The 22,110-nt window shown below is 71.1% G+C and carries 20 protein-coding genes; 6 read left to right on the forward strand and 14 right to left on the reverse strand.

Features of this window, described 5'->3' with window-relative positions:
- The first annotated feature begins 292 nt into the window (after window positions 1–292).
- Genes wecB through OHA17_RS08530 form a run of 3 tightly spaced genes read left to right on the forward strand, consistent with a single transcriptional unit; the run spans window position 293 to window position 6,095 of the window.
- Window positions 293–1,480: a non-hydrolyzing UDP-N-acetylglucosamine 2-epimerase gene (wecB, locus tag OHA17_RS08520; RefSeq protein WP_406505489.1), complete on the forward strand. Its 1,188-nt coding sequence runs from the start codon at window positions 293–295 to the stop codon at window positions 1,478–1,480.
- Window positions 1,480–3,768, forward strand: coding sequence for an NHL repeat-containing protein (locus OHA17_RS08525; RefSeq protein ID WP_406505491.1), 2,289 nt, complete (start codon window positions 1,480–1,482; stop codon window positions 3,766–3,768). The genes wecB and OHA17_RS08525 overlap by 1 nt, the downstream gene beginning before the upstream one ends.
- A gap of 20 nt (window positions 3,769–3,788) precedes the next feature.
- Window positions 3,789–6,095: a hypothetical protein gene (locus OHA17_RS08530; protein ID WP_406505493.1), complete on the forward strand. Its 2,307-nt coding sequence runs from the start codon at window positions 3,789–3,791 to the stop codon at window positions 6,093–6,095.
- A gap of 239 nt (window positions 6,096–6,334) precedes the next feature.
- Here the strand turns inward: OHA17_RS08530 and infA are convergent, their stop codons facing one another.
- From infA to OHA17_RS08575, 9 genes are all read right to left on the reverse strand, one after another.
- Window positions 6,335–6,559 carry a translation initiation factor IF-1 gene (infA, locus tag OHA17_RS08535; protein WP_398877194.1) on the reverse strand — a complete coding sequence of 75 codons (225 nt, stop codon included), beginning with the start codon at window positions 6,557–6,559 and terminating at the stop codon, window positions 6,335–6,337.
- A gap of 98 nt (window positions 6,560–6,657) precedes the next feature.
- Window positions 6,658–7,455: a GNAT family N-acetyltransferase gene (locus tag OHA17_RS08540; protein WP_406505496.1), complete on the reverse strand. Its 798-nt coding sequence runs from the start codon at window positions 7,453–7,455 to the stop codon at window positions 6,658–6,660.
- Window positions 7,456–7,661: 206 nt separating this feature from the next.
- On the reverse strand, window positions 7,662–8,249 hold the full coding sequence (locus OHA17_RS08545) for a hypothetical protein (RefSeq protein ID WP_053725754.1): 588 nt from the start codon (window positions 8,247–8,249) through the stop codon (window positions 7,662–7,664).
- Complete coding sequence (locus tag OHA17_RS08550) at window positions 8,249–9,418, reverse strand: ROK family glucokinase (RefSeq protein ID WP_053725755.1); 1,170 nt, start codon at window positions 9,416–9,418, stop codon at window positions 8,249–8,251. Before OHA17_RS08550 ends, OHA17_RS08545 begins: the two co-directional genes overlap by 1 nt.
- Window positions 9,419–9,493: 75 nt before the next feature.
- Window positions 9,494–10,336, reverse strand: coding sequence for an ATP-binding cassette domain-containing protein (locus OHA17_RS08555; RefSeq protein ID WP_406505498.1), 843 nt, complete (start codon window positions 10,334–10,336; stop codon window positions 9,494–9,496).
- Window positions 10,333–11,370: an ABC transporter permease gene (locus OHA17_RS08560; RefSeq protein WP_053725757.1), complete on the reverse strand. Its 1,038-nt coding sequence runs from the start codon at window positions 11,368–11,370 to the stop codon at window positions 10,333–10,335. Before OHA17_RS08560 ends, OHA17_RS08555 begins: the two co-directional genes overlap by 4 nt.
- On the reverse strand, window positions 11,367–12,380 hold the full coding sequence (locus OHA17_RS08565) for a sugar ABC transporter substrate-binding protein (RefSeq protein WP_406505500.1): 1,014 nt from the start codon (window positions 12,378–12,380) through the stop codon (window positions 11,367–11,369). Before OHA17_RS08565 ends, OHA17_RS08560 begins: the two co-directional genes overlap by 4 nt.
- Window positions 12,381–12,478: 98 nt before the next feature.
- On the reverse strand, window positions 12,479–13,483 hold the full coding sequence (locus tag OHA17_RS08570; protein WP_406505502.1) for a substrate-binding domain-containing protein: 1,005 nt from the start codon (window positions 13,481–13,483) through the stop codon (window positions 12,479–12,481).
- 124 nt (window positions 13,484–13,607) lie between these two features.
- Window positions 13,608–14,357 carry a GntR family transcriptional regulator gene (locus OHA17_RS08575; RefSeq protein ID WP_199826945.1) on the reverse strand — a complete coding sequence of 250 codons (750 nt, stop codon included), beginning with the start codon at window positions 14,355–14,357 and terminating at the stop codon, window positions 13,608–13,610.
- Between the two features lie 125 nt (window positions 14,358–14,482).
- Between OHA17_RS08575 and OHA17_RS08580 the strand changes: the two genes are divergently transcribed.
- Window positions 14,483–15,481, forward strand: coding sequence for a Gfo/Idh/MocA family oxidoreductase (locus OHA17_RS08580; RefSeq protein ID WP_406505504.1), 999 nt, complete (start codon window positions 14,483–14,485; stop codon window positions 15,479–15,481).
- 62 nt (window positions 15,482–15,543) lie between these two features.
- Here the strand turns inward: OHA17_RS08580 and OHA17_RS08585 are convergent, their stop codons facing one another.
- Complete coding sequence (locus tag OHA17_RS08585) at window positions 15,544–16,746, reverse strand: cytochrome P450 (protein ID WP_406505506.1); 1,203 nt, start codon at window positions 16,744–16,746, stop codon at window positions 15,544–15,546.
- A gap of 156 nt (window positions 16,747–16,902) precedes the next feature.
- On the opposite strand from OHA17_RS08585, the gene OHA17_RS08590 reads away from it, so the two are divergent.
- Complete coding sequence (locus OHA17_RS08590; RefSeq protein WP_398877202.1) at window positions 16,903–17,676, forward strand: hypothetical protein; 774 nt, start codon at window positions 16,903–16,905, stop codon at window positions 17,674–17,676.
- A gap of 21 nt (window positions 17,677–17,697) precedes the next feature.
- On the opposite strand, the gene OHA17_RS08595 is transcribed toward OHA17_RS08590, so the two are convergent.
- Genes OHA17_RS08595 through OHA17_RS08605 form a run of 3 tightly spaced genes read right to left on the reverse strand, consistent with a single transcriptional unit; the run spans window position 17,698 to window position 20,808 of the window.
- On the reverse strand, window positions 17,698–18,885 hold the full coding sequence (locus OHA17_RS08595) for a cytochrome P450 (RefSeq protein ID WP_406505508.1): 1,188 nt from the start codon (window positions 18,883–18,885) through the stop codon (window positions 17,698–17,700).
- Between the two features lie 25 nt (window positions 18,886–18,910).
- Window positions 18,911–19,588 carry a response regulator gene (locus OHA17_RS08600; RefSeq protein WP_406505510.1) on the reverse strand — a complete coding sequence of 226 codons (678 nt, stop codon included), beginning with the start codon at window positions 19,586–19,588 and terminating at the stop codon, window positions 18,911–18,913.
- A complete protein-coding gene (locus OHA17_RS08605; RefSeq protein WP_406505512.1) occupies window positions 19,585–20,808 on the reverse strand; it encodes a sensor histidine kinase in 1,224 nt (407 codons plus the stop codon). Before OHA17_RS08605 ends, OHA17_RS08600 begins: the two co-directional genes overlap by 4 nt.
- Window positions 20,809–20,954: 146 nt before the next feature.
- Here OHA17_RS08605 and OHA17_RS08610 point away from each other — a divergent pair, with 146 nt between their 5' ends.
- Entirely contained in the window at window positions 20,955–21,161 is a 207-nt protein-coding gene (locus OHA17_RS08610) for a hypothetical protein (protein WP_406505514.1), read from the forward strand.
- Here OHA17_RS08610 and OHA17_RS08615 read toward each other — a convergent pair whose 3' ends face one another.
- Complete coding sequence (locus OHA17_RS08615) at window positions 21,162–22,076, reverse strand: DMT family transporter (protein WP_406510667.1); 915 nt, start codon at window positions 22,074–22,076, stop codon at window positions 21,162–21,164.
- Between the last annotated feature and the right edge of the window lie 34 nt (window positions 22,077–22,110).

Raw genomic sequence — 22,110 nt, forward strand, 5'->3', positions numbered from 1 at the left:
TCCCTTAATCCGCAAGCACACCTGGAATTTTCCCATCCCCCACCGTGAACGCTGCCCGGATTTGGCCATTCATGCCGGATCGGGGCCATTGCACGCCGCGGAGCCTCAGAGTTAGCGTCGTCGGCGGGCCACGCTCAAGACGATGGGTGTTCGGCCCTTCAGCCTCCGCGCCTTTGCGCGTTCCTCCATTCCGCTGAGCGACGGGCGGTGATCCAGTGCGCCAATTTTTTCTTCGCAATGCCGTCGACGCGACGGTCAAATATCCCGTGCGACGGACGGAGAACACATCGCGTTGAACGAACGCCAGCGCATCGCCGTCATCGTGGGCACCCGCCCCGAAGCCATCAAACTCGCCCCCGTCGTTCAGGAGCTGAAGCGGAAACGCTGGGCGCTTCCGGTCGTCGTCACCACCGGCCAGCACGGCACGGTGGTCCGCGACACCCTCGCCTGTTTCGGGCTGCGGGCGCAGACGGAGCTGACCCTGCCACCGGGCGCGCACTCCATCACCGAGCTGACCGCCGGCCTGCTCAGGGGGCTGGACAAGGGGCTGAACACGCCCGCGGCCCACGCGGTCGTGGTCCAGGGCGACACCTCATCGGCCCTGGCCGGGGCGATGGCCGGGTTCTTCTCCTCGATCCCCGTGGTGCACGTGGAGGCAGGGCTGCGCTCCGCGGATCTGCGCAGCCCGTTCCCCGAGGAGGCGCACCGGCGCATGATCGCCGAGGTGAGCGATCTCCATCTGGCGCCCACCCACACCGCCCAGCGCAATCTCCTCGCCCAGGCAGTGGCGGCCGAGCGGATCGTGGTGACCGGCAACACCGTGATCGACGCGGTGGTCTCCGCGAGCCGCCGCCCGCCGGCCGGGCCCGAACCCGCGTCACCGCTGCATCGCATCGAGCGGGATTCCGCTCCGCTGGTTCTGGTGACCGCGCACCGCAGAGAGAACTGGGGCGCTCCGATCCGGCGCATCGGGCAGGCGGTGGCAATTCTCAGCCAGGAATACCCGGACGTCAGCTTCGTGGTGGCGGCACACATGAATCCGGTGGTGCGTACCGCGATCGAAGATTCTCTCCGTGACCGCCCCAATGTTCATCTGCCGGGTCCCATTCCGTACGACACCTTCGCCCGGCTCCTCGCCCGTTCCATTCTCGCCATCACGGACTCGGGTGGAATCCAGGAAGAGGCAGCTGCTTTTGGCGTACCGGTTCTCGTGACCCGTGACAACACCGAGCGGACCGAGGGGATCGATTCCGGCCTCGCGCGCCTGGTCGGCACCCAGGAATCGGAGATCGTCGCGGCCGCGGAAAAGGAATTCGCGCGTGAGGGAGCCCTCTTGGGTGCTGCTGACCAGCCACTCGTACGACGCAATCCCTACGGCGACGGCAGGGCGGCCGGGCGCTGTGCGGACGCCTGCGGCTGGCTGCTCGGCCTGGCACCCAGACCGTCCGACATCCCGATGGACTTCGGCAAGGAGGAGTGATGGCGACACCAACTGCTGTGGCCAATGGCACGATCACAACGGTGGCGGGTACCGGCGCCGCCGGGTACGACGAGGACGGCGTCCCCGCCACCGACACCGCACTCAACGGCACCGGGGTGGCCACGGACCGGTCCGGCACGTTCTACATCGCCGACACGAACAACCACCGGATACGCAAGGTCGGCGCCGACGGCATCATCCGGACGATCGCCGGCACCGGGACCTCCGGGTTCAGCGGTGACGGCGGGCAGGCCACCGCGGCACAGATCGCCCAGCCGGTGTCGGTGGCCGTGGGCGCCGACGGCAGCGTGTACTTCGCGACGTGGGGCTCAAGTCGCGTACGCAAGGTGGCGCCCGACGGCATCATCACCACCGTCGCGGGCGGCGGGACGGGGACCGCGGACGGCGGCAGGGCCGTCGACGCCGGCCTCAGCAACGTCTTCGCCATCGCGCTGGACGGGGCCGGAAACCTGTATCTCACCGAACGCTTCGGCCACAGGGTGCGCAGGGTCGGCACCGACGGCGTCATCCGGACAGTCGCGGGCACCGGGGATCCCGGGTACGACAAGGACGACGTCCCCGCCACCACCGCCAGACTCAACGGCCCCAAGGGGCTTGCTGTGGACGGGGCCGGCAACCTCTACATCGCCGACACGGGCAACCACCGCGTGCGCAAGGTCGGCGCCGACGGCGTCATCCGGACGGTCGCAGGCACCGGGGATCCCGGGTACGTCGCGGACGGCGGGCCCGGGGTCAAGACCCGGCTCAACTCCCCCGAAGGTCTTGCGGTGGACGGCGACGGCAACCTCTACATCGCCGACAGCGCCAATCACCGGGTGCGCCGGGTGGACCCGGGCGGCATCATCACCACCATCGCGGGCACCGGCACCGGCGGCTACGACGCCGACGGCACCCCGGCCGACGCCGCGCGGCTCTACTTCCCCAACACCGTGGCGCTGGACGGCGACGGCAACCTCTACATCGGCGACGGCAACAACAACCGCGTGCGCAAGGTCGCCGGGGCGACCCGCTTCGACCCGGCCAGGTTCCCGATCGCCGACCTGTACGGCGCGGCCGTCGCCCCGCACACCGTGCAGCGCGGCCAGGAGTTCGACGTCGGCGCCCGGATCCGCAACCGCGGCCCGAACACCGTCGACGGGGAGAGCGTCACCGTCGTCCTCACCCTGGCCGACGGCCTGACCGGCGGCCCGGGCACCACCGGACGGCGGCTCACCCGCACCTTCCCCGGCGTGAAGATCGTCCCCTACTTCCAGGCGCTGCCCAACGGTTGGGACCACCTGGACGCGCTGTTCCGCGTCAGCGCGCCCGAGACCACTCCCGCGGGCACCTACGAATGCACCCTGGAGATCCAGTACAGCGGCGAGCTCAATCTGAAGGACAACACCTTCGTCCTGCCCGTGACGGTCGTCGTCCCCCGGGACGTCAGCGACGAGACCGCCCTGGAGATTCGCCAGGAGACCGTGCCCGAGGCGGCTCCCGGGCAGCAGACCAAGTTCAACGTCCTGTTCAACTCGCCCACCGGACAGCCGGTCAACCCCGGAGTCGTCACCCAGCGCTTCACCGCGCCCACCGGCTTCGTCTTCACCGGCCAGCCGTCGTACGGCTATTACGGGACCATCCACGGCGTGATCACCGGAAACCTGGACTATCTGATCGAGGACGACGGCCGCATCCTGACCATCAGCGCCAACCCGCACGTCAACACCACCACAAGCGACACCGGCCCCCTCGTCTACACCATCGGCATCCAGGCGCTCCCCGGCGCCCGGCCCGGCGTCTCGGCCGACGGCAGTGCCGGCGTCGGCAAGCACGCCCCCATCCAGATCTCCGGGAAGGTCACCGGCTCCGGTCAGGACGAACGGGCGCTGCGGGTGGCCCAGGAGAGCGTTCCGCAGGCCGCACCGGGTGCGACGGCGTCCTTCAACGTCGAGATCCGCTCGCTCAACGACGTGCCGGTCGCCCCCGGCACCCTCGTGCAGCGCTTCACCGCCCCGACCGGCTTCGCCTTCACCGGCGGCGCCTCCTACGGCTACTACTACGTCAAACCGGCCGTCACCGGAAACCTCACCACCCGCATCGAAGACGGCGGCAAGACCCTCGTCGTCGAGTCCGACCCACACGTCAACACCGGCAGCACGGACGCGACGGCGCTGCTCTACACCCTCTCGGTGCGCGCCCTGCCCGATGCCGCACCCGGCTCGTACGAGGACGGGAAGGCCGTCATCGGCCGACTGGCCCCCGTACCGCTGTCCGGCCACATCCTCTGACCCCGACAGGAGCAGCAATCATGACAACCGCAGCCAGCACGGGAACCGGTCCGCAGCCCACGGGCCTGATGGAAGGCGCCATCGCGACGGTCGCGGGCAACGGCGTGGGCGGATTCATCTCCGACGGGGGGCCGGGGGCGCTGACCCGGCTCCAGTACCCCTACGACGTGACCGTGGACAAGAACGGCAACCTCTACATCGCCGACCGCAACAACCACCGCATCCGCAAGGTCACCCCCAACGGCAACATCACCACCGTCGCGGGCGACGGCCAGGCCGGATACGTCTCCGACGGCGGGCCCGCGGTCGCCACCCGGCTCCACTATCCCGGGGGCGTGGCGGTGGACGACGCGGGCAATGTCTTCATCGCGGACACCTACAACCACCGCGTCCGCAAGGTCACTCCCGCCGGCAACATCACCACCGTGGCGGGCAACGGCGAGGCCGGATACGTGTCCGACGGCGGACCCGCCATCGCCACCCGGCTCCACTACCCGTACGGGGTGGCCGTGGACCGCAGCGGCAACCTGTACATCGCGGACCACTACAACCACCGCATCCGCAAGGTCACCCCCAACGGCAACATCACCACCGTCGCGGGCAACGGCGACGCCGGATACGTCTCCGACGGCGGACCGGCGATCTCGACCCGACTGCACTACCCCGTGGCGGTGGCGGTGGACGGCGACGGGAACCTGTACATCGCCGACCGGCACAACCACCGCATCCGCAAGGTCACCACGAACGGCATCATCACCACCGTCGCGGGCAACGGCACGGCGGGCTACGTCTCGGACGGCGGACCTGCCATCGGCACCCGGCTCCACTACCCCTGGGGCCTGGCGCTCGACGAAGCCGGCAGCCTGTACATCGGCGACGGGCACAACCACCGTGTCCGCAAGGTGACTTCGGACGGTGTCATCACCACCGTCGCGGGCACCGGCACCGCCGGATACGTGGACGACGGCGGCCCCGCCGCGGCCACCCGCCTCTTCTACCCCTACGGGGTGGCCCTCGACCGAGCCGGCAACCTCTACATCGCCGACAGCAGCAACCACCGCGTCCGTGGCGTCACGAGCGTCGCCCAGATGACCCCGCCGCCCCCGCCCTCCGCCGACCTGTACGGCGAGGTCGTCAACCCCTATCGGGTGCAGCGCGACCAGGAGTTCGACCTCGGCGCCCGGATCCGCAGCCGCGGGCCCAACCCGGCCGACGGGCAGTACGTGACCGTCGTACTGACGCTGGCCGACGGTCTGAGCGGCGGCCCGGGCACCACCGGGCGGCGGCTCACCCGCACCTTCACCGGGCAGCAACTCCTCGCCCACCAGGGCACGTTGGACGGGGTGTTCCGGATCACCGCGCCGGACAGCACCCCGCCGGGCACGTACACCTCCACGCTGGAGATCCAGTACGGCGGCGACCTCAACCTCAAGGACAACACGTACACGCTGCCGGTCACCGTCGTCGTACCCGAGCCGATCGCGGACGAGAAGGCGCTGACGATCTTCCAGGACACCGTGCCCGAGATCGCGCCGGGCCAGTACACCGCCTTCAACGTGAAGTACACGGCGCCCGCCGGGCAGCCGGTCAACCCCGGCACGATCACCCAGCGCTTCACCGCCCCGACCGGCTTCGTCTTCACCGGCCATCCCACGTACGCGTACTACGAGACCATCCACGGCGTCGTCACGGGGAACCTCGCCCACCGCGTCGAGGACGGCGGCCGGACCCTCGTCATCACGGCCAACCCGCACCTCAACACCACCACCAGCGACACCGGTTCGGTGATCTACACGATCCCCGTGCAGGCCAGGAACGACGCCGTGCCCGGACGGTACGACAACGGCTCGGCCAGCGTCGGCAGGCACACCCCCGTCCAGCTCTCCGGCAAGATCACCGGCACCGCCCAGAACGAGACGGCGCTGCGCGTGGTGCAGGAGTCGATCCCGGCGGCGGCTCCGGGCCAGACCACGACCTTCAATCTGGAGTTGCGCTCGCTGAGCAACCAGCCGGTCAACCCCGGCACCATCGAACAGCGCTTCACCACCCCGACCGGCTTCGCCTTCACCGGCGGCGCCTCCTACGGCTACTACTTCGTCCAGCCGTACGTCACGGGGAACCTGGACGCCCGTATCGAGGACGGCGGCAAGACGCTGATCGTGTCCTCCAACCCACATCTGAACACCGGGTCCACGGACAAGACCGCGCTGATCTACACCCTGGGCATCCGGGCCCTGCCGGACGCCAGGACCGGCACGCAGCCGGATGACGGGCAGGTCGTCGTCGGCCGCCTCACGCCGGTACCGCTGACCGCCCGGGTGCTCTGACACCGCCCGCGCGGACGTCCGGCGTCCCTGCCGGGTGATCCGAACAGCCATCGCTCCGGCCCGGTTCCGTACCGGTCCGGAGCGATGGCGTACCTGATGTCGGCCAGGGTCGTCGACGCGGAGGCGCATCGACGGGCCGACAGGGATCAGATCCGAGCGACCGCGGCCCGGTTCAGGCGGGTGCGCAAGGTGGCGGCGAAGTCCTCGGCACGCCCCAGTTGCTCGCGCGTCCTGGTCCCCTACGCCCGGTACCGGTACAGGATCCGGCCGCGCGTGAGGTCGTACGGGCTGAGTTCCACGAGCACCCGGTCTACCGGCAGGATCCTGATGTAGTTCTTCCGGATCTTCCCGCTGATGTGCGCGAGCACCTGGTGTCCGTTCTGGAGCTCCACCTTGAAGGTGGCATTGCGCAGGCACTCGACGACGGTGCCCTCGACTTCTATGCCCTTTGCTGTTCTTGCCAAGTTCTGTCACTTCTCCGTTCGGTGATGGTGAGGTTGGTGGGATCGCAGAGAAAACGCGATCGCGTGGAAGGCCACCATGGCGGGGGTGGGGCGGGGCGTCAGCCGCGGACCAATTCCAGGTTGCCGCCCACGCGCTGGGCGCCGACGCCGCCGAACAGCGCCCTGGCCGGTCCGTTGGACTCGTCCACCTCGGCCCATGCCGTCGCCTCCCCGGAGCGGTGCAACGAGCCCAGCGCCTGGGCCAGCATCGCCCGGGCGATGCCACGGCGCTGCCGGTCGGCCCGGACCGCGATCAGCCCGATCCGCGGCCGCCGGGGTACCGTCGCCACCCGGAGCAGTCCCACGTAGCGGCCCGACTCCGCCGCGACCACGTACTTCGACGGGTCGACCACGGTGCTCCCGGCCGGGCGGGGCAGCACTTCGGCCGGCATCGCCCGCCAGCCGAGCGTGGCCTCGACCTCGTCGCGGATCGTGCGGTCCAGAGCGCGTAGCGGCCCCTCCTGCGCCTCACCGGCAGGCACGATCGTCATGCCCGGCGGCAGTCGCACAGAGCCCAGCCCGGTGGCTTCCGGGTCAGTGGGCACGAGGTACTCGCGCTCGCGGCGCCCGATCCTGAAGCCCGCTCGCTGCCAGTTGGCCGTCGAGTCGAGGTCGGCTTCGTCGACCACGGTATGGAGCGGCGCCGGCAGGTCCGCCACCATCGCGGCGGCAAGCCGGTCGAACGCCGCCCCGTGCCACGCGTCCACGCTCACGAAGAGCCGGCCGTCGAACCGGTGCGCCGCGTCGCCGCGGCCGACCACCCGGCCGTCCTCCACGGCGTGCCACTGCTGCTCCGCGACTCGCGTGACCACGACCGCGTGCCCGTCCGGGCCTGGAGCGAAATGCACAGAATTCATAGGGTGCTGCCTTTCGGAAGTGCCTTGTCGTTGTGGCACTCCCGGCGACACCCCTGTGTCAGCCGCCCGCCGTGACGAAGAGGGGGAGCACCCACGTGCTTACTGCGTTCACGGGTCTCACCTCCTGGCGGTCTGTCACGTTGTCGCGCACGCTACCGGCCGAGGTCCGCACACCTCAACCTCTTTTTCTTCCGCGCCTTACGGGGTCAGGGGGTGGCCGTGGACACCACGAAAACGACCGGCTTGTCCGGGTCGGTCTCGTCGACGGTGATGTTCTGGGTCGGCAGCGGGTCCTTCTGGGCGTGGGTGGTGCCCGCCCAGTCGTGGCCCGCGGAGAAGGGCCAGCCGACGCGCTTGGCGTCCTCGGGGGTGACCGTCACGTCCCCGGGCTTGAGCGCGGCGGTGCTGGTGCCGCTCTCCTTCATGAACTCGGCGAGGCCCGCCGCGCTCGTCCTGAAGTTGACGTAGAGCTTGCTGACGTTCCAGGTGTTCGACTCGTAGAAGTCGACGCCGACGGCGTCCGCCGGGATCGGCACGTTGTAGATGCGCCGCTGGGCCTTGGACGGCCAGTCGTGCTGGAGGGCCTGCTGCGCGGCCGAGGACTCCTTGTCACGGCCACTGGTGCGGCTCTGCTCGGCGGAGATCGCCAGATAGCCGGCGGGCACGCCGATGAGCAGCACGATGATCACCGCGGTGATCCAGCGCCGCCGGATCATGTGCTGGCGGGTCTCGGGGGGCTTCTCGTCCGGCGGCGGGGACTGGCGCGGCACCGCGGGGCGGTCGGACGGTGTCATCAGTCGGATCCCTGGGTGGTGCGGGTGGTGCCCGTCCTGCGGACGGCTTCGGCGGCCTTGGCGTACCGCTCGTAGCGCTCGACGCGGCGGCGGTTGGCCCGGCGGAAGCGGCGGGCCACCAGGCGGGCGAGGTCGGCGGCGCCGACCATCCCCGCCTCGGGGCCCAGCTGCGCCTTGGCGATCCTGGCCTCGGGGCGGTAGCCGCGGCCGGTGAGGTGGCGTCTGAAGGCGTCCCTGGCGGGGCCGATCAGGAGGTCGTCGGCGGCGCTGACGCCCCCGCCGATGACGAAGCAGGACGGATCGAGCGCGGCCGCCAGGTTGGCGATGCCGACGCCGAGCCACTGGCCGATGTCCTGGAGCAGTTCGACGCACATGGCGTCGCCCTCGCGGGCCAGCTCGGTGATGAGCGGCCCGGTGATCTCGGGGATGTTCCCGCCGACCCGTTCGATGATGTTGTACGCCACCGGGGAGTCGGCCGTGGCCAGCTCGCGGGCCTCGCGGACCAGGGCGTTGCCGGAGCTGTACTGCTCCCAGCAGCCGCGGTTGCCGCAGGCGCAGCGGTGGCCGCCGGGCACGACCTGCATGTGGCCGAACTCGCCCGCGACGCCGTACTTGCCGCGCTTGACCTGCCCGTCCTCCAGGATCGCGCCGCCGATGCCGGTGCCAAGGGTGATCATGACCAGGTGGTCCTCGCCGCGTCCGGCGCCGAAGCGCCACTCGGCCCAGGCGGCCGTGTTGGCGTCGTTGTCGACCATGACCGGCACCGCGAGGCGGGCCTGGAGGGCGTCACGCAGCGGCTCGTTGCGCCAGGCGAGGTGCGGGGCGAACAGGATGGTGGAGCGGTCGGCGTCGACCCAGCCGGCCGCGCCGATGCCAACCGCGTGCACGTCGTGCCGGTCGGAGAGGTCGAGGACCAGCTCGGTGATGGTGTCCTCGACTACCTTGGGGCTCTTGGACTTGTCCGGGGTCTCCGTGCGGAGCTTCTCCAGGATGTTCCCGTCCGCGTCCACGACGCCGGCCATCACCTTCGTGCCGCCGATGTCGATGCCGACGGTGGGGACCCGGGGGGCCGTCAGGTGCGAGCGGCGTTCCCGGGTGCCTACGGTGCGCAGCACGGTGGCCCGGGCGGAACCCCGGTGGGCTAGGGCGAAGTCGCGGTACGTGGTCATCGGGGCCGATTCTGCCACCCCTGCGGAAGGCGGACCTTGCGCCGGGGGCCGCCCCGGTGGCCCGGGGCGGCCGGCTCACTCCTTGTCGGACGGGCCGCCGAGGTGGCCGGGGGCGGGGGCCCGCTGGAGTTCGTGGCTGAGCTCTTCGAGCTCGCTGCCGCCCGCCATCTGGCGGGTGAGCTCGTCCAGGGTGATGTCGGAGCGCAGGTGGCTGCCGGTCATCGTGCCGCGCTTCAGGAGCACGAAACGGTCTCCGACGAGGTAGGCGTGGTGCGGGTTGTGCGTGATGAGAACCACGCCGAGTCCGGCGTCCCGGGCGGCCGCCACGTACTTCAGGACGACGCCGGACTGCTTCACGCCGAGCGCCGCGGTCGGCTCGTCGAGGACGAGGACCTTGGCGCCGAAGTAGACGGCGCGCGCGATGGCGACGCACTGGCGCTCGCCGCCGGACAGGGTGCCGATCGGCTGGTCGACGTCGCGCAGGTCGATGCCCATGCGCAGCAGCTCCGCACGGGTGGTGGCGCGCATCTTCTCGACGTCGAGCCGCTTGAAGGGGCCCTTGCCCTTGGTCGGCTCGGAGCCGAGGAAGAAGTTGCGCCAGACCGGCATCAGCGGGACCACGGCGAGGTCCTGGTAGACGGTGGCGATGCCGCGGTCCAGGGCCTCGCGCGGGTTGTTCAGCGAGACGTCCTCGCCTTCGATGCGGAAGTCGCCGGCGTCGTGCCGGTGCAACCCCGCGATGATCTTGATGAGGGTGGACTTGCCGGCTCCGTTGTCACCCAGTACGCAGCTGATCTCCCCGGCGTGCACCTCCAGGGAGACGCCTTCGAGGGCGCGGATGTTGCCGTAGTACTTGCTGACGTCGTCGAGCTCGACGAGCGCCGTCCGCTCGGCCGTCTTGTCCGGTGTGGTCGTCATGCTGTCGCCTCCGCCCGCTTGCGCACCCACGCGTTGAGGAGGGTGGCGAGCAGGAGCATCGCTCCGAGGAAGAACTTGAACCAGTCCGGGTTCCACTCCGCGTAGACGATGCCCTTGCTGGTCATGCCGAAGATGAAGGCGCCGACGGCGGAGCCGATCGCCGAGCCGTAGCCGCCGGTGATCAGGCAGCCGCCGATGACGGCCGCGATGATGTAGATCAGCTCGTTGCCGACGCCCTCGCCGGACTGCACCACGTCGAACGAGAACAGCAGGTGCTGGCCGGAGACCCAGGCCGCGAAGGCGACGCCCATGTAGAGGCCGATCTTCGTCTTGAAGACGGGGACGCCGACCGCGCGGGCCGCGTCCGCCTCGCCGCCGACCGCGAAGATCCAGTTGCCGAAGCGGGTCCGCAGCAGGATCCAGGTGGCGACCGCGACCAGGGCGAACCACCACAGGATGGTGACCTTCAGGTCGACGGAGCCGATGGTCAGCTGGGAGGCGAAGAGCTTCTTCGCGGACTCGAAGCCCTCCATGTCGGCGATGGACTTCGTCGAGACCGTGCCGCTGATCAGCTTGGTGAAGCCGAGGTTGAGGCCGGTCAGCATCAGGAAGGTGCCGAGCGTGATGATGAAGCTCGGGAGCTTGGTGCGGGTCAGCATGAAGCCGTTGAACGCGCCGATGGCGAGGGTGACCAGGAGGGAGACCCCCACTCCGACCCAGACGTTCGCCGTCATCTGATAGCTGAACATCGAGGAGACGAGAGCGGACGTCGTCACCAGGACACCGGCCGACAGGTCGAACTCGCCGCCGATCATGAGCAGCGCGACCGGCACCGCCATGATGCCGATGGTCGAGGCCGCGTACAGGACGGTGGAGAGGCTGGAGGGCTGAAGGAAGCTTCCGGCGACGACCGAGAAGAAGAGGAAGACGGCTCCGGCGCCGACCACCGAGCCGAGTTCGGGGCGGCCGAGGATCTTGCGCCAGACCGAGCGGCGAAGCAGCCGCTCGTCCTCGGCGATGTCTGTCGCACTCATCGCGTCCCCCGCTTCGTGTACTCCTCCAGCTTGGCGGCCTGGTCCTTGGTGATGATCTGGGGCCCGGTCAGGACCGGGAGCCCGCCGCCGAGGACGTCGGCGTTGTACTTGTAGAGCCAGAGCAGGTCCACCGCCTCGTAGCCCTGGAGGTAGGGCTGCTGGTCGACGGCGAAGCCGAGCGTGCCGGCCTCCAGGGCCGTGGCCACCTTGGCGTTCAGGTCGAAGGTGTCGATCTCGGCGGAGCTGCCGGCCGACTGCTTGGCCTTGACGGCCGTGTCCGCGAAGGGCGCGCCGAGGGTGACCACGGCGTCGATGGACGGGTCGGCCTGGAGCTTGGCCTCGATGGAGGACTGCACGTCGGGCATGTTGGTGCCGGTGACGTAGAGGTTCTGGACCTCGCCCTTGAATGTCTTCTTCGTGCCCGCGCAGCGCTGTTCGTGGCCGACGTTGCCCTGCTCGTGCAGGACGCAGAGGGCCTTCTTCCTGCCGCGCTTGGTGAGCTCGTCGCCGACGGCCTCGCCCGCGATGGTCTCGTCCTGGCCGATGTGGGTGAGCGCCCCGAACTCCTTGGACTTCTCCGAGCCCGAGTTCACGGTGATCACCGGAATGCCGGCCTTCTCGGCCTTGGCGACGACGTCCTTGAGGGCGTCCGGCTTTGCGAGCGTGACGATGAGGCCGTCGACCTTCTGGTCGATGGCGGCCTGCACGAACTGCGCCTGCTGCTGCCCCTGGTCGCTGTGCGAGTAGAGGAAGTCGATGTTGTCCTTGACGGCTGCCTGCTTGGCGCCGTTCTGGACGATGTCCCAGAACGTGTCGCCGTCGCCCGAGTGGGTGACCATCGCGATCTTCCAGCGGGGCGTGTCCACCGCGGCCCTGCCCTGGGCCTGCGCGGACTTGCGCGCGTCCTCGGCGCGCTTGCCGCCGGTGCTGCTGCACCCCGCCAAGGAGACCCCGAGCACCGCTGCCAGCACCGCGCCCATGACGCGTACCCCTGTCCGAACCCTTGCCACGACGCCGTGCCCTTCTTGCTGTACCACCGGGTGCCTCCGGGGCTGGTTCAGGCCTGCCCCGGCCGCCCAAGTATGGGTCACGCGGGGTCCCCGGGCGATCATCGGGTACCGCGGGCGGTGTACTTCTCCAGCGTCGGCACGTCCTTCTCGGTGACGATCGCGGGTCCGGTCAGGACCGGCCTGCCGCCGCCGATCACATCCCCGTTGGTCTTGTTCAGCCACAGTTCGTCGACCGCGAGATAGCCCTGGAGGTAGGGCTGCTGGTCGACGGCGAAGCCGATCTCCTTGGCCTTGAACTGCTTGATCACGGCCGCGTTGAGGTCGAAGGTGTCGATCTCGGCGGAGCTGTTCGCGTCGCCCTTGGCCTTGACCGCGGCGGCCGCCATCGGCGCGCCGAGCGTGACGACCGAGTCGATGTCCTTGGCCGACTGGAGCTTGGCCTCGATGGACGAGGTGGAGGCGGGCGTGTTGGTGCCGTCGACATTGAGGTTCTCGACGCTGCCCTGGAAGGTCTTCTTCACACCCGCACAGCGCTGCTCCAGGGACACGTTGCCCTGCTCGTGGATGACGCAGAGGGCCTTCTTCCTGCCCCGCTTGTTGAGCTCGTCGCCGACCGCCTCGCCGGCCACGCCCTCGTCCTGGCCTATGTGGCCGAGCGCGCCGACCTCCTTGGAGAAGTCGGCGCCGGAGTTGATCGTGACGACGGGTATCCCCGCCGCGACGGCCTTCTTGACGACGTCCTTGACCGCCTCCGGCTTGGCGAGCGTCACGATCAGCCCGTCCACCTTCTGGTCGATGGCCGCCTGCACCAGCTGCGCCTGCTGCTGCCCCTCCTTGTCCGCCGAGTACAGGAAGTCGACGTTGTCCTTGGCCGCGGCCTGTTTCGCGCCGCTCTGGACGATGTCCCAGAAGGTGTCGCCCGCGCCGGAGTGGGTCACCATCGCGATCTTGAGGCGGGGGGTGTTCACGCCCTTGCCGCCGCTCGGCGATCCGGAACCCTTGTCCTCGGAGCTCTTGCCCCCCGAGCTGCTGCAGCCGCCGAGCGCGAGCGCCAGTGCGGCGACGGCCACGGCCGCCGTGGTTGCCGTGCGGGGTGTGCGCATGGGTTCCGCCTTCTGTCCCGGCCGCCCGGTTGCGGCACGTGAGTTCTAGCGGCGGTTCCGCCACACGGTCAATACTTTGTCCGAACATTCTTACTCAAGAGCGCTGCGGGACCGCTCGCGCCTCTCACGGCCGTACGAGCAGCTGGAACTCGAAGGAGTAGCGCGAGGCCCGGTAGATGTGCGAGCCGAACTCGACCGCCCGGCCGGTGTCGTCGAAGGTGGTGCGCTGCATGGTGAGCAGCGGCGCGCCCTCGGCCTCGGTGAGGAGGTCGGCCTCCTGCGCGGTGGCCGCCCGCGCCCCCACCGTCTGGCGCGCGCTGTGCAGCGTGATGCCCGCGCCCCGCATCAGCCGGTACAGGCCGGTGCCCTCCAGGTACTCGGTGTCCAGCGGCAGCAGCCCGGTCGGCAGGTGGTTGCGCAGCCGCGCCATGGGCTCGCCGTGCGCGTACCGCAGCCGCTCCACCAGGTGTACGTCGCTGCCCTCGGGCACCCCGAGAGCGGCGGCGACTTCGGCGGTGGCCGGCTCGAAGGTGTTGCGCAGCACGGTGGTGGCGGGCTTCTGGCCGGCCGCCTCCAGGTCGTCGTACAGGCTGCTCAGTTCGAGCGGGCGCTTGACCTGGCTGTGCACGACCTGGGTGCCGACCCCTCGGCGGCGGACCAGGAGGCCCTTGTCGACCAGGGCCTGGATGGCCTGGCGGACCGTGGGGCGGGACAGGCCGAGCCGGCCCGCCAGGTCGATCTCGTTGCCGAGGAGGCTGCCGGGCGTGAGGGTGCCCTTCTCGATGGCCGCCTCCAGCTGCTGCGACAGCTGGAAGTAGAGCGGGACCGGGCTGGTGCGGTCCACGCTGAGCTGGAGCGGCTTCGGGAAGTCCATCGCTGGTCTGGGCTGCTTGGGCACGGAGCGAGCGTAATGCGCCGGGGATGTTGACGGGAAGTCGTGAAGTTCGATTGTCAGGACAAACTCTTGACAGGATGACCCGCCCCAGCCACGGTGTGCCCATGCGTATCGGAGTGATCGGAACGGGACGGATCGGCTCTTTCCACGCGGGGATCCTCGCCCGGCATCCCCGGGTCGAGCACCTGGTGGTCGCGGACGCCGACGCCGCGCGGGCCGCCGAGGTCGCGGCGCTGACCGGCGCGACGGCCGCGGCCACGGTGGCGGACGCGTTCTCCGGGGTCGACGCGGTGGTGATCGCCTCAGCGACCTCCGCGCACGCCGGGCTCATCGCGGCCGCCGCCCGCGCCGGGCTGCCCGCCTTCTGCGAGAAACCCATCGCCCTGGACGTGCCGGGCACCCTCGAAGCCCTCCGCGCGGTCCAGGCCGCGGGCACCGAACTCCAACTGGGCTTCATGCGCCGCTTCGACGCGGGCTACCTGGCCGCCCGGGAGCTCGTGCGCTCGGGGCGGCTCGGCCGGCTGCACACCGTACGGGCCGTCACCTCCGACCCGGCGCCGCCGCCCGCCGCCTACCTGCCGCTCTCGGGCGGGCTCTACCGCGACTGCCTGGTCCACGACTTCGACATCGTGCGCTGGGTGACGGGCCGCGAGGTCACCGAGGTGTACGCGATGGGCTCGGACGCGGGGCCCGCGATGTTCCGCGCGGCCGACGACGTCGACACGGCGGCGGTCGTCCTCGCCCTGGACGACGGCATCCTGGCGACGGCGACGGCCTCCCGCTGCAACGGCGCGGGGTACGACGTACGGCTCGAACTGGCCGGAGAACAGGACCAGTTCGCGGTCGGCCTGGACGACCGCACCCCGCTGACCTCGGCCGAACCGCACGGCCCCGGCCGCCCCGACAAGCCGTGGCCCGGCTTCCTGGAACGCTTCGCGCCCGCGTACGAGGCCGAACTGGACGCCTTCGTCCGGCTCGTACGGGGCGAGGCACCGAACCCCTGCGACGGCCGCGACGCGCTGCACGCCCTGCGGATCGCGGAGGCGTGCGAGGTGTCGCGGCGGGAGCGGCGGGTGGTGCGGGTGGCGGAGATCGGCGGCTGACGGCTGACAGTTTTCGGCTGTCAGCCGTCAGATGTCAGCTGACATCTGACGGCTGACAGAAATCACCACCTGACCGGCAGCGCCTCCGGCCCCCGCACCAGCATCCCCGTGCGCCACTGGATCGCCGCCGGGTGGATGTCCAGGGCCAGGTCCGGGCAGCGGTCAAGGAGCGTGCGGACCGCGATCCGAGCCTCCAGGCGGGCCAGTGGGGCGCCCAGGCAGTAATGGATGCCGTGGCCGAAGGCGACATGGCCCCGGGCGTCGCGCCGGATGTCGAAGCGGTGCGGGTCCTCGAAGCGCGCCGGGTCGCGGTTGGCGTCGGCCAGGGCGACGAGGACCAGTTGGCCGCCGCCGGGGATGAGGGTGCCGGCGATCTCGACGGGCTCCTTGGTGAAGCGGTACGTCGCCGTCTCCACGGGGTCGTCGTAGCGCAGCATCTCCTCCACCGCGTTGTCGATGAGCCCGTCGAAGTCGGTGCGCAGGGCGGCCAGTTGGTCCGGGTGAGCCAGCAGCGCGAGCATGCCGTTGGAGATGAGGTTGACGGTGGTCTCGTGGCCCGCGACGAGGAGCAGCCAGGCCATGCCGAGGAGTTCGGGGCCCGACAGGTGGTCGCCGTCCTCGTCGTCGGCGGCCCTGATCAGGGCGCTGATCAGGTCGTCGCCGGGGCTGGCGCGCTTCTCGTCGAGCAGGCGCGTCAGGTACTCGTTGATCGCCTTGGCGGCGGCCATGCGGTCTTCCAGAGCGGGCGCCGAGAGGGAGGTGTTGGACCACTGGCGGAAGGTTTCCCGGTCGAGCGTGGGCACGCCGATCAGTTCGCAGATGACCGTGATCGGCAGCGGGAAGGAGAGCGCCTCGACCAGGTCGGCCCTGCGGTCCGGGGCGGCCAGCATCGCGTCGACGAAGCCGTCGGTCATCTCCTGGACGCGCGGGGCGAGTTCCTCGACGCGGCGGGGCGTGAAGTGCCGCGTCACCAGCTTGCGCAGCCGGGTGTGGGCGGGCGCGTCGGAGCCCAGCATGGTGGCGCCGGGCGCGACCGTCCGCACGCCGAGGCCGGGCGCGGCCCTGTCCCACTCCTTGGAGAGCCGGTCGTCGGCGAGCGTGGCCCGCCCGGCCTCGTACCCGACGACGAGCCAGGCGTCGGCCCCCTCGGGCATCCGGATGCGGTGCACGGGGCCCTGCGCCCGCAGCCCCGCGTACACCGGGTAGGGGTCGCGGGTGAAGTCCTCGCCCAATGCGGCGAGATCGACTATGCCGTCGCTGGTCAACGCGTGTCCCTTCAGACCGGTCAGGTGGATACGGCGGACAGTACGTGCCCTGGGCAGCCGCGCACAGCTTCCACCTCTGGTCGAGCGATCGGCCACACACCTTAACTCTCCAGTAGCTTAGAAGGCTTCTACCCTGGTCGGAGCGAGGGAGGCAAGGTGCTGAGGCGTTGGTGGTTCATGGAGAGGCTGCGCCCCGCCGTGCCCGCGCAGCGGCCCGGGGAGCTGTCGAAGGAACAGCAGCAGCTGGTCCTCGACGAGTGGGCGACGGCCCGCGAGCGGCTCGACCGACTGGTGTCGGCGCGGGTGACGGCGGTGGGTGACGTGCTGCGGACGGCCGAACTGCCCCTGTCTGCAACCCCGTTGGCGGCGCGGTTCGGCTCCGATCCGCGCGCCGAGGGCGACTGCTCCTGGGCCTTCGACGCGTTCCAGGCCGCGGGCAAGCTGCTCGACGAGGGAGCCGATCTGCCGGATCTGGCGGCCGCGGCGGTGCTCGCCGACCGCGCGCTCGAACGGTTCGCGGCGGTCCATGCCCGGGCGGCCGGGCAGCCGGTACCCAAGGCCGCCCGGCGCTGCTTCTACAACCCGCTGCACACGGCGGCCGAGGACGCCCACTCCCCCGTCCGCAAGCAGCACCGCCAGCAGGCCAGGCGCCGCACCGGGCCGCGCGAGGCGGCGGCCGACCGGCGCCCGGCCTGCCCTTCCTGCCGCCGCGCGATCCTGGCCGGCCAGGCGCCGGACGTGCTGCCCGCGCTCGTTCCGGTGAAGCTGTCGCGACTGCGGACGGCCAGGGTGCTCGTGCCGTACTACTCGGTGCCGCAGCAGTGGTCGCTGTGGTCGGTCTGCGCCTGCGGGGCGTACGGGGACGAGTGGCCCTCGCTCGTGCTGCGCGGCGAGCACCGCAAGCGGGCGGCGGCCGCACGCAAGGCGTGAGTCACCGGTCCACCGCGTGTGTCACCAACGTACGGGCAGGTGGCGTACGCCCCTGATGAGCATGCCCGGCAGCCACTCCAACTGGGCGGATTCCGTTGCCAGTTGGAGGTCTGGGGTGCGTTCCAGGAGGCTGCGGACCGCAATCCGGCCCTCCATGCGGGCGAGCGGCGCTCCGAGGCAGAAGTGGATGCCGTGGCCGAAGGCGAGGTGGCTCTGCGGGGCGCGGCGGATGTCGAAGCGGTCCGGGGCGGCGTGACGGAGCGGGTCGCGGCCGGCCGAGGCGAGAGAGATCAGGACGGGGGCGCCGGCCGGGATGAGGGCGTCGCCGACCAGGACGGGCTCCTTGGTGAAGCGATAGGTGGCGGTCTCGACGGGGCCCTCGTAGCGCAGGATCTCCTCGATGGCGCCGTCGATGAGCCCGTCGAAGTCGGCGCACAGGGCGGCCAGTTGGCCGGGGTGGCCGAGCAGGGTGCGTACGCCGTTGGAGATCAGGTTGACGGTCGTCTCGTGGCCCGCGACGAGCAGCAGGAAGGCCATGCCGATGAGCTCTTCCGGGGACAGCTGGTCGCCGTCCTCGTCACGTGCCCGGATCAGGGCGCTCATCAGGTCGTCGCCGGGGCGAGTGCAGCGCTTGTCCTCGATCAGCCCGATGAGGTACTCACCCATCTCGCGCACGGAGGTGTTCTTGCCGTCGTTCACAGTGGGCGCGACGGCCTCGTTGGACAGCACCCGGAAGGCCTCCTGGTCGAGGTCGGGCACGCCGAGGAGCTCGCAGATCACCGTCATGGGAAGCGGAAAGGCCAGCGAGTCGACCAGGTCGGCGGTGCGGTCGGGCGCGGCCAGCATGGCGTCGAGCAGGCCGTCGGTGACCTCCTGGACGCGCGGCCGGAGCGCCTCGATGCGGCGCGGGGTGAACTCCCTCGCCACCAGTTTGCGCAGCCGGGTGTGCTGCGGCGGGTCGGTCTCCAACATGTTGGCGCTGACCGGCAGTTCGCCGTACTCCCAGTCGTCGTTGCTCCGCCAGTCCTTGGAGAGGCGGGGGTCGGCGAGCGCAGCCCGTCCCTCCTCGTGCCCGACGATCAGCCACACGTCGCCGCCCTCGGGGGTGCGGACGAGATGGGCGGGGCCCTCGGCCCGCAGCTTGGTGTAGACCGGATGGGGGTTGGCGGTGAACTCCTCGCCGTACTCCCCCAGGTCGATGACAGTCATGGCCCCACCCTCCGCTCGGTTCGTCTCAGCCTACGTCGCCGGCCGGGCCGTCGAGCAGGCCCGCGTCGTGCACCAACAGGGCGATCTGGACGCGGTTGTTGAGGTCGAGCTTGGCCAGGACGCGGGAGACGTGGGTCTTCACGGTGGGCACGCTCAGATAGAGGCGGGCGGAGATCTCGGCGTTGGAGTGGCCGCGGCCGACGGCGACGGCGACTTCCCTTTCGCGCTCCGCGAGCAGGGCGATGCGGGCGCGGGCGCGGGCCGCCCGGTCGCCGGGTGCCGCGGACGACACCTGGGTCATCAACTGCCGCATGACGGCCGGGGACAGGACGGGATCGCCGTTCGCCACCTGGCGTACGGCGGCGACGATCTCGGCGGGCGGGGTGTCCTTGAGGACGAATCCGGCGGCTCCGGCCCGTAGCGCCCGCAGCACCTGTTCGTCGGCGTGGAAGGTGGTCAGGACGATCACCTCGGGCGCGTCGGGGCGGGCGCGCAGCGTCTCGGTGGCGGTGAGGCCGTCGACGTGGGGCATGCGGATGTCCATGAGCACGACGTCCGGGCGCAGTTCCTGGGCCAGTTGACCGACCCCGCAGCCGTCGGCCGCCTCGCCGACGATCTCGATGTCCTCGGCGCCGCCGAGCATGAAGGTGAGTCCCGCGCGGACCAGGGGGTCGTCGTCGACGATGAGCAGACGGATGGTCATGAGGGCCACGGTAGCCAGGCGGCGACCGAGAACCCGCCGTCGGGCCCGCGCCCGTGGTCGAGCCGGCCGCCGGCCAGGGTGGCGCGTTCGGTGAGGCCGATGAGGCCCTGTCCCGATCCGGGCACGTCGGGTACGGGTCCCGGGGGCGCGGGGTTGCTGACCTCGACGGTGAGTCCCTCGCCGGGGCGGCCGGTCACGGTGACGGTGACCTCGGCGCCGGGCGCGTGTTTGCGGGCGTTGGTGAGGGCCTCCTGGGCGATGCGGTAGGCGTTGCGCCCGGTGGCGGCGGGGACGCCCGCCGCGTCCGGGACGCGGCTGTCCAGGACGACCTTCATGCCGGCCTCGCGGGATTCGGCGACGAGCGCGTCGAGGGTGGCCAGCGTCGGCTGGGGCCGGTCGTCGGCGTCCTCGCCGGGGCTGCGCAGGACGCCGATGATCTGCCGCAGGTCCTGGAGCGCCTCGTGCGCGCTGTCCCGGATGACGCCGGCGGCCCGGGCGACCTGGGCGGGCGGTGCGTCGGGCCGGAATTCGAGGGCGCCCGCGTGCACGGAGAGCAGCGTGAGCCGGTGGGCGAGCACGTCGTGCATCTCGCGGGCGATGGCCTCGCGGGCGAGGCGCTGCGCGTTCTCGGCCCGTAGCGCCGCCTCGGCCTCGGCGCGGGCGGCCCGTTCGCGCAGCGCGAGGACGAGCTGGCGACGGGAGCGTACGAGCATGCCCCAGCCGGTGACCAGCAGGATCAGGACGGTGCCCACGACGGCGTTGGTGACGAAGCTGGTGGTCGGGTCGGGGCGGACCACGGGCTGGAGCAGCGAGCTCGCCACGGCGAGGCCGCCCACGGCGAGCACGGCGGGCTTGAACGGCCGGTGCACGGCGAGGCTGAACAGGGCGACCAGGAACGCGCCCGAGGCGACCGGCGCGAAGACCGACACGACGGCGAGCACCGCCGCGAGACCCACCGGCCAGCGCCTCCGCAGCCACACCGCGCAGCAGGCCGCGGCGCCGGCCAGCTGGTCGAGGAGCAGGACGGTGTCGGAGTAGCCGGGCGTCTTGTCGAGGGTGTCGGCCGTGAGCATGCCGATGAGGGCGGCGGCGAGGAAGGCGCAGATGTCGACGACCCAGTCGCGCACGGTGCGCCGCGGCCGGGCCCGGTCGCCGGGCAGCTCGGGGTCGGCCACCGCCGAGGGCAGCAGCCAGCGGAACTCGGGTCCGGCTCGTGTCATGTCGACAAAGTTACGCAGCCCGGCGGGCTCGCGGCGTGATGCGGGCGCGGGACGCTACCAAAGTCGCACGGCCGGAGACTTTGGGTGCGGTGGCGGTGTCCCGACGGCCGACGCGGAGGCCGGGTCCGTCGGCGCAGGCTCGGGGCATGAGGAAGTTTCTGGAGGTCGCCGGGTTCCTGCTGCTGCTCCAGGGCATCGGCGGTCTTGTGCACGAGTGGACGGGGTGGTTCAGCCTGTGGACGCTGGTGCACCGCCCCGATGCGCTGGCGGGCCACGAGGTGTTCGCGAGCATCGTGCTCGCGGTCGCGGGCGTGGCGGTGCTGATCGCGTCGGAGCGGGCCGCGAAGAAGTAGTCAGGCCACGGCCCGGCGCCCCCAGCCGGTGCCCGCGAGGACCAGGATCGCGCCCAACAGGCCGAGTGCGCCCAGGCGTTCGCCGCCGAGCGCGATGCCGGCGGCCGCCGCCCACAGCGGTTCGGTGCCGAGCAGGAGGCTGACGCGGGACGGGGAGGTGCGGCGGACCGCCCACATCTGCACGAAGAACGCGAACAGCGTGCAGAACACGGACAGGAACAGCAGGCCGCTCCACTCGCGGACACCGAAGCCCACGGCCACCGTCCAGGGCGCCTCCCCCGTGCCGGGCACGGCGGCCAGGACCGCGAACACCGCGACGGCGCCGCCCAGTTGGACGGTGGTCAGGGACAGCGAGTCGGCGTCCTGGACCGCCTTGATACGGGCCATGAACAGTACGTGCGCGGTGCGGGCGAGGGCGGCGAGCAGCATCAGGAGGTCGCCCGCCGAGGGTTCGGTGAAGCCGCCGCCCTGGGTCAGCAGGACGACGCCCGCCACCGAGAGCGCGGCCGCCGCGAGGAAGGCGCGTGGCGGCCGGACCCTGGTGACGGCGGCCTCCGCGAGCGGGGTGAAGATCATGGTGAGGCTGATGATGAGCCCGGCGTTGGTGGCCGAGGTGTGCACGACACCGTAGGTCTCCAGGAGGAAGATCCCGCTGAGGACGAGGCCGAGCAGGCCCGCGCCGCGCCACTGGGCGGCGGTCAGCGCACGAAGGCGGCGCCGTCCGGCGGCCACCAGGACCGGCACGACGAGCCCGAAGCGCAGCACCAGGACGGCGGTCACGGTGTGCGCGGTGGTGATGTCCTTGGCGGCGAGGTAGCTGGCGCCCCAGACGACGGCCACCAGGAGGACCGGCAGGTCGGTGAGCCAGGCGCGGCGCGGGGCGAGGCCTGCGGAGGGTACGGCGATCGACGACACGGGCCCGGTCTCCAGACGGTGCGGGGGTGTGGAG

It is taken from the genome of Streptomyces sp. NBC_00212, assembly GCF_045206365.1.
GTDB lineage: Bacteria > Actinomycetota > Actinomycetes > Streptomycetales > Streptomycetaceae > Streptomyces.

Coding starts and splice junctions, on each gene's coding strand:
- OHA17_RS08525 (WP_406505491.1), top strand. CDS start 1,480: ATGGCGACACCAACTGCTGTGGCCAATGGCACGATCACAACGGTGGCG.
- OHA17_RS08530 (WP_406505493.1), top strand. CDS start 3,789: ATGACAACCGCAGCCAGCACGGGAACCGGTCCGCAGCCCACGGGCCTG.
- OHA17_RS08540 (WP_406505496.1), bottom strand. CDS start 7,455: ATGAATTCTGTGCATTTCGCTCCAGGCCCGGACGGGCACGCGGTCGTG.
- OHA17_RS08545 (WP_053725754.1), bottom strand. CDS start 8,249: ATGACACCGTCCGACCGCCCCGCGGTGCCGCGCCAGTCCCCGCCGCCG.
- OHA17_RS08550 (WP_053725755.1), bottom strand. CDS start 9,418: ATGACCACGTACCGCGACTTCGCCCTAGCCCACCGGGGTTCCGCCCGG.
- OHA17_RS08555 (WP_406505498.1), bottom strand. CDS start 10,336: ATGACGACCACACCGGACAAGACGGCCGAGCGGACGGCGCTCGTCGAG.
- OHA17_RS08560 (WP_053725757.1), bottom strand. CDS start 11,370: ATGAGTGCGACAGACATCGCCGAGGACGAGCGGCTGCTTCGCCGCTCG.
- OHA17_RS08570 (WP_406505502.1), bottom strand. CDS start 13,483: ATGCGCACACCCCGCACGGCAACCACGGCGGCCGTGGCCGTCGCCGCA.
- OHA17_RS08575 (WP_199826945.1), bottom strand. CDS start 14,357: ATGGACTTCCCGAAGCCGCTCCAGCTCAGCGTGGACCGCACCAGCCCG.
- OHA17_RS08580 (WP_406505504.1), top strand. CDS start 14,483: ATGCGTATCGGAGTGATCGGAACGGGACGGATCGGCTCTTTCCACGCG.
- OHA17_RS08595 (WP_406505508.1), bottom strand. CDS start 18,885: ATGACTGTCATCGACCTGGGGGAGTACGGCGAGGAGTTCACCGCCAAC.
- OHA17_RS08600 (WP_406505510.1), bottom strand. CDS start 19,588: ATGACCATCCGTCTGCTCATCGTCGACGACGACCCCCTGGTCCGCGCG.
- OHA17_RS08605 (WP_406505512.1), bottom strand. CDS start 20,808: ATGACACGAGCCGGACCCGAGTTCCGCTGGCTGCTGCCCTCGGCGGTG.
- OHA17_RS08610 (WP_406505514.1), top strand. CDS start 20,955: ATGAGGAAGTTTCTGGAGGTCGCCGGGTTCCTGCTGCTGCTCCAGGGC.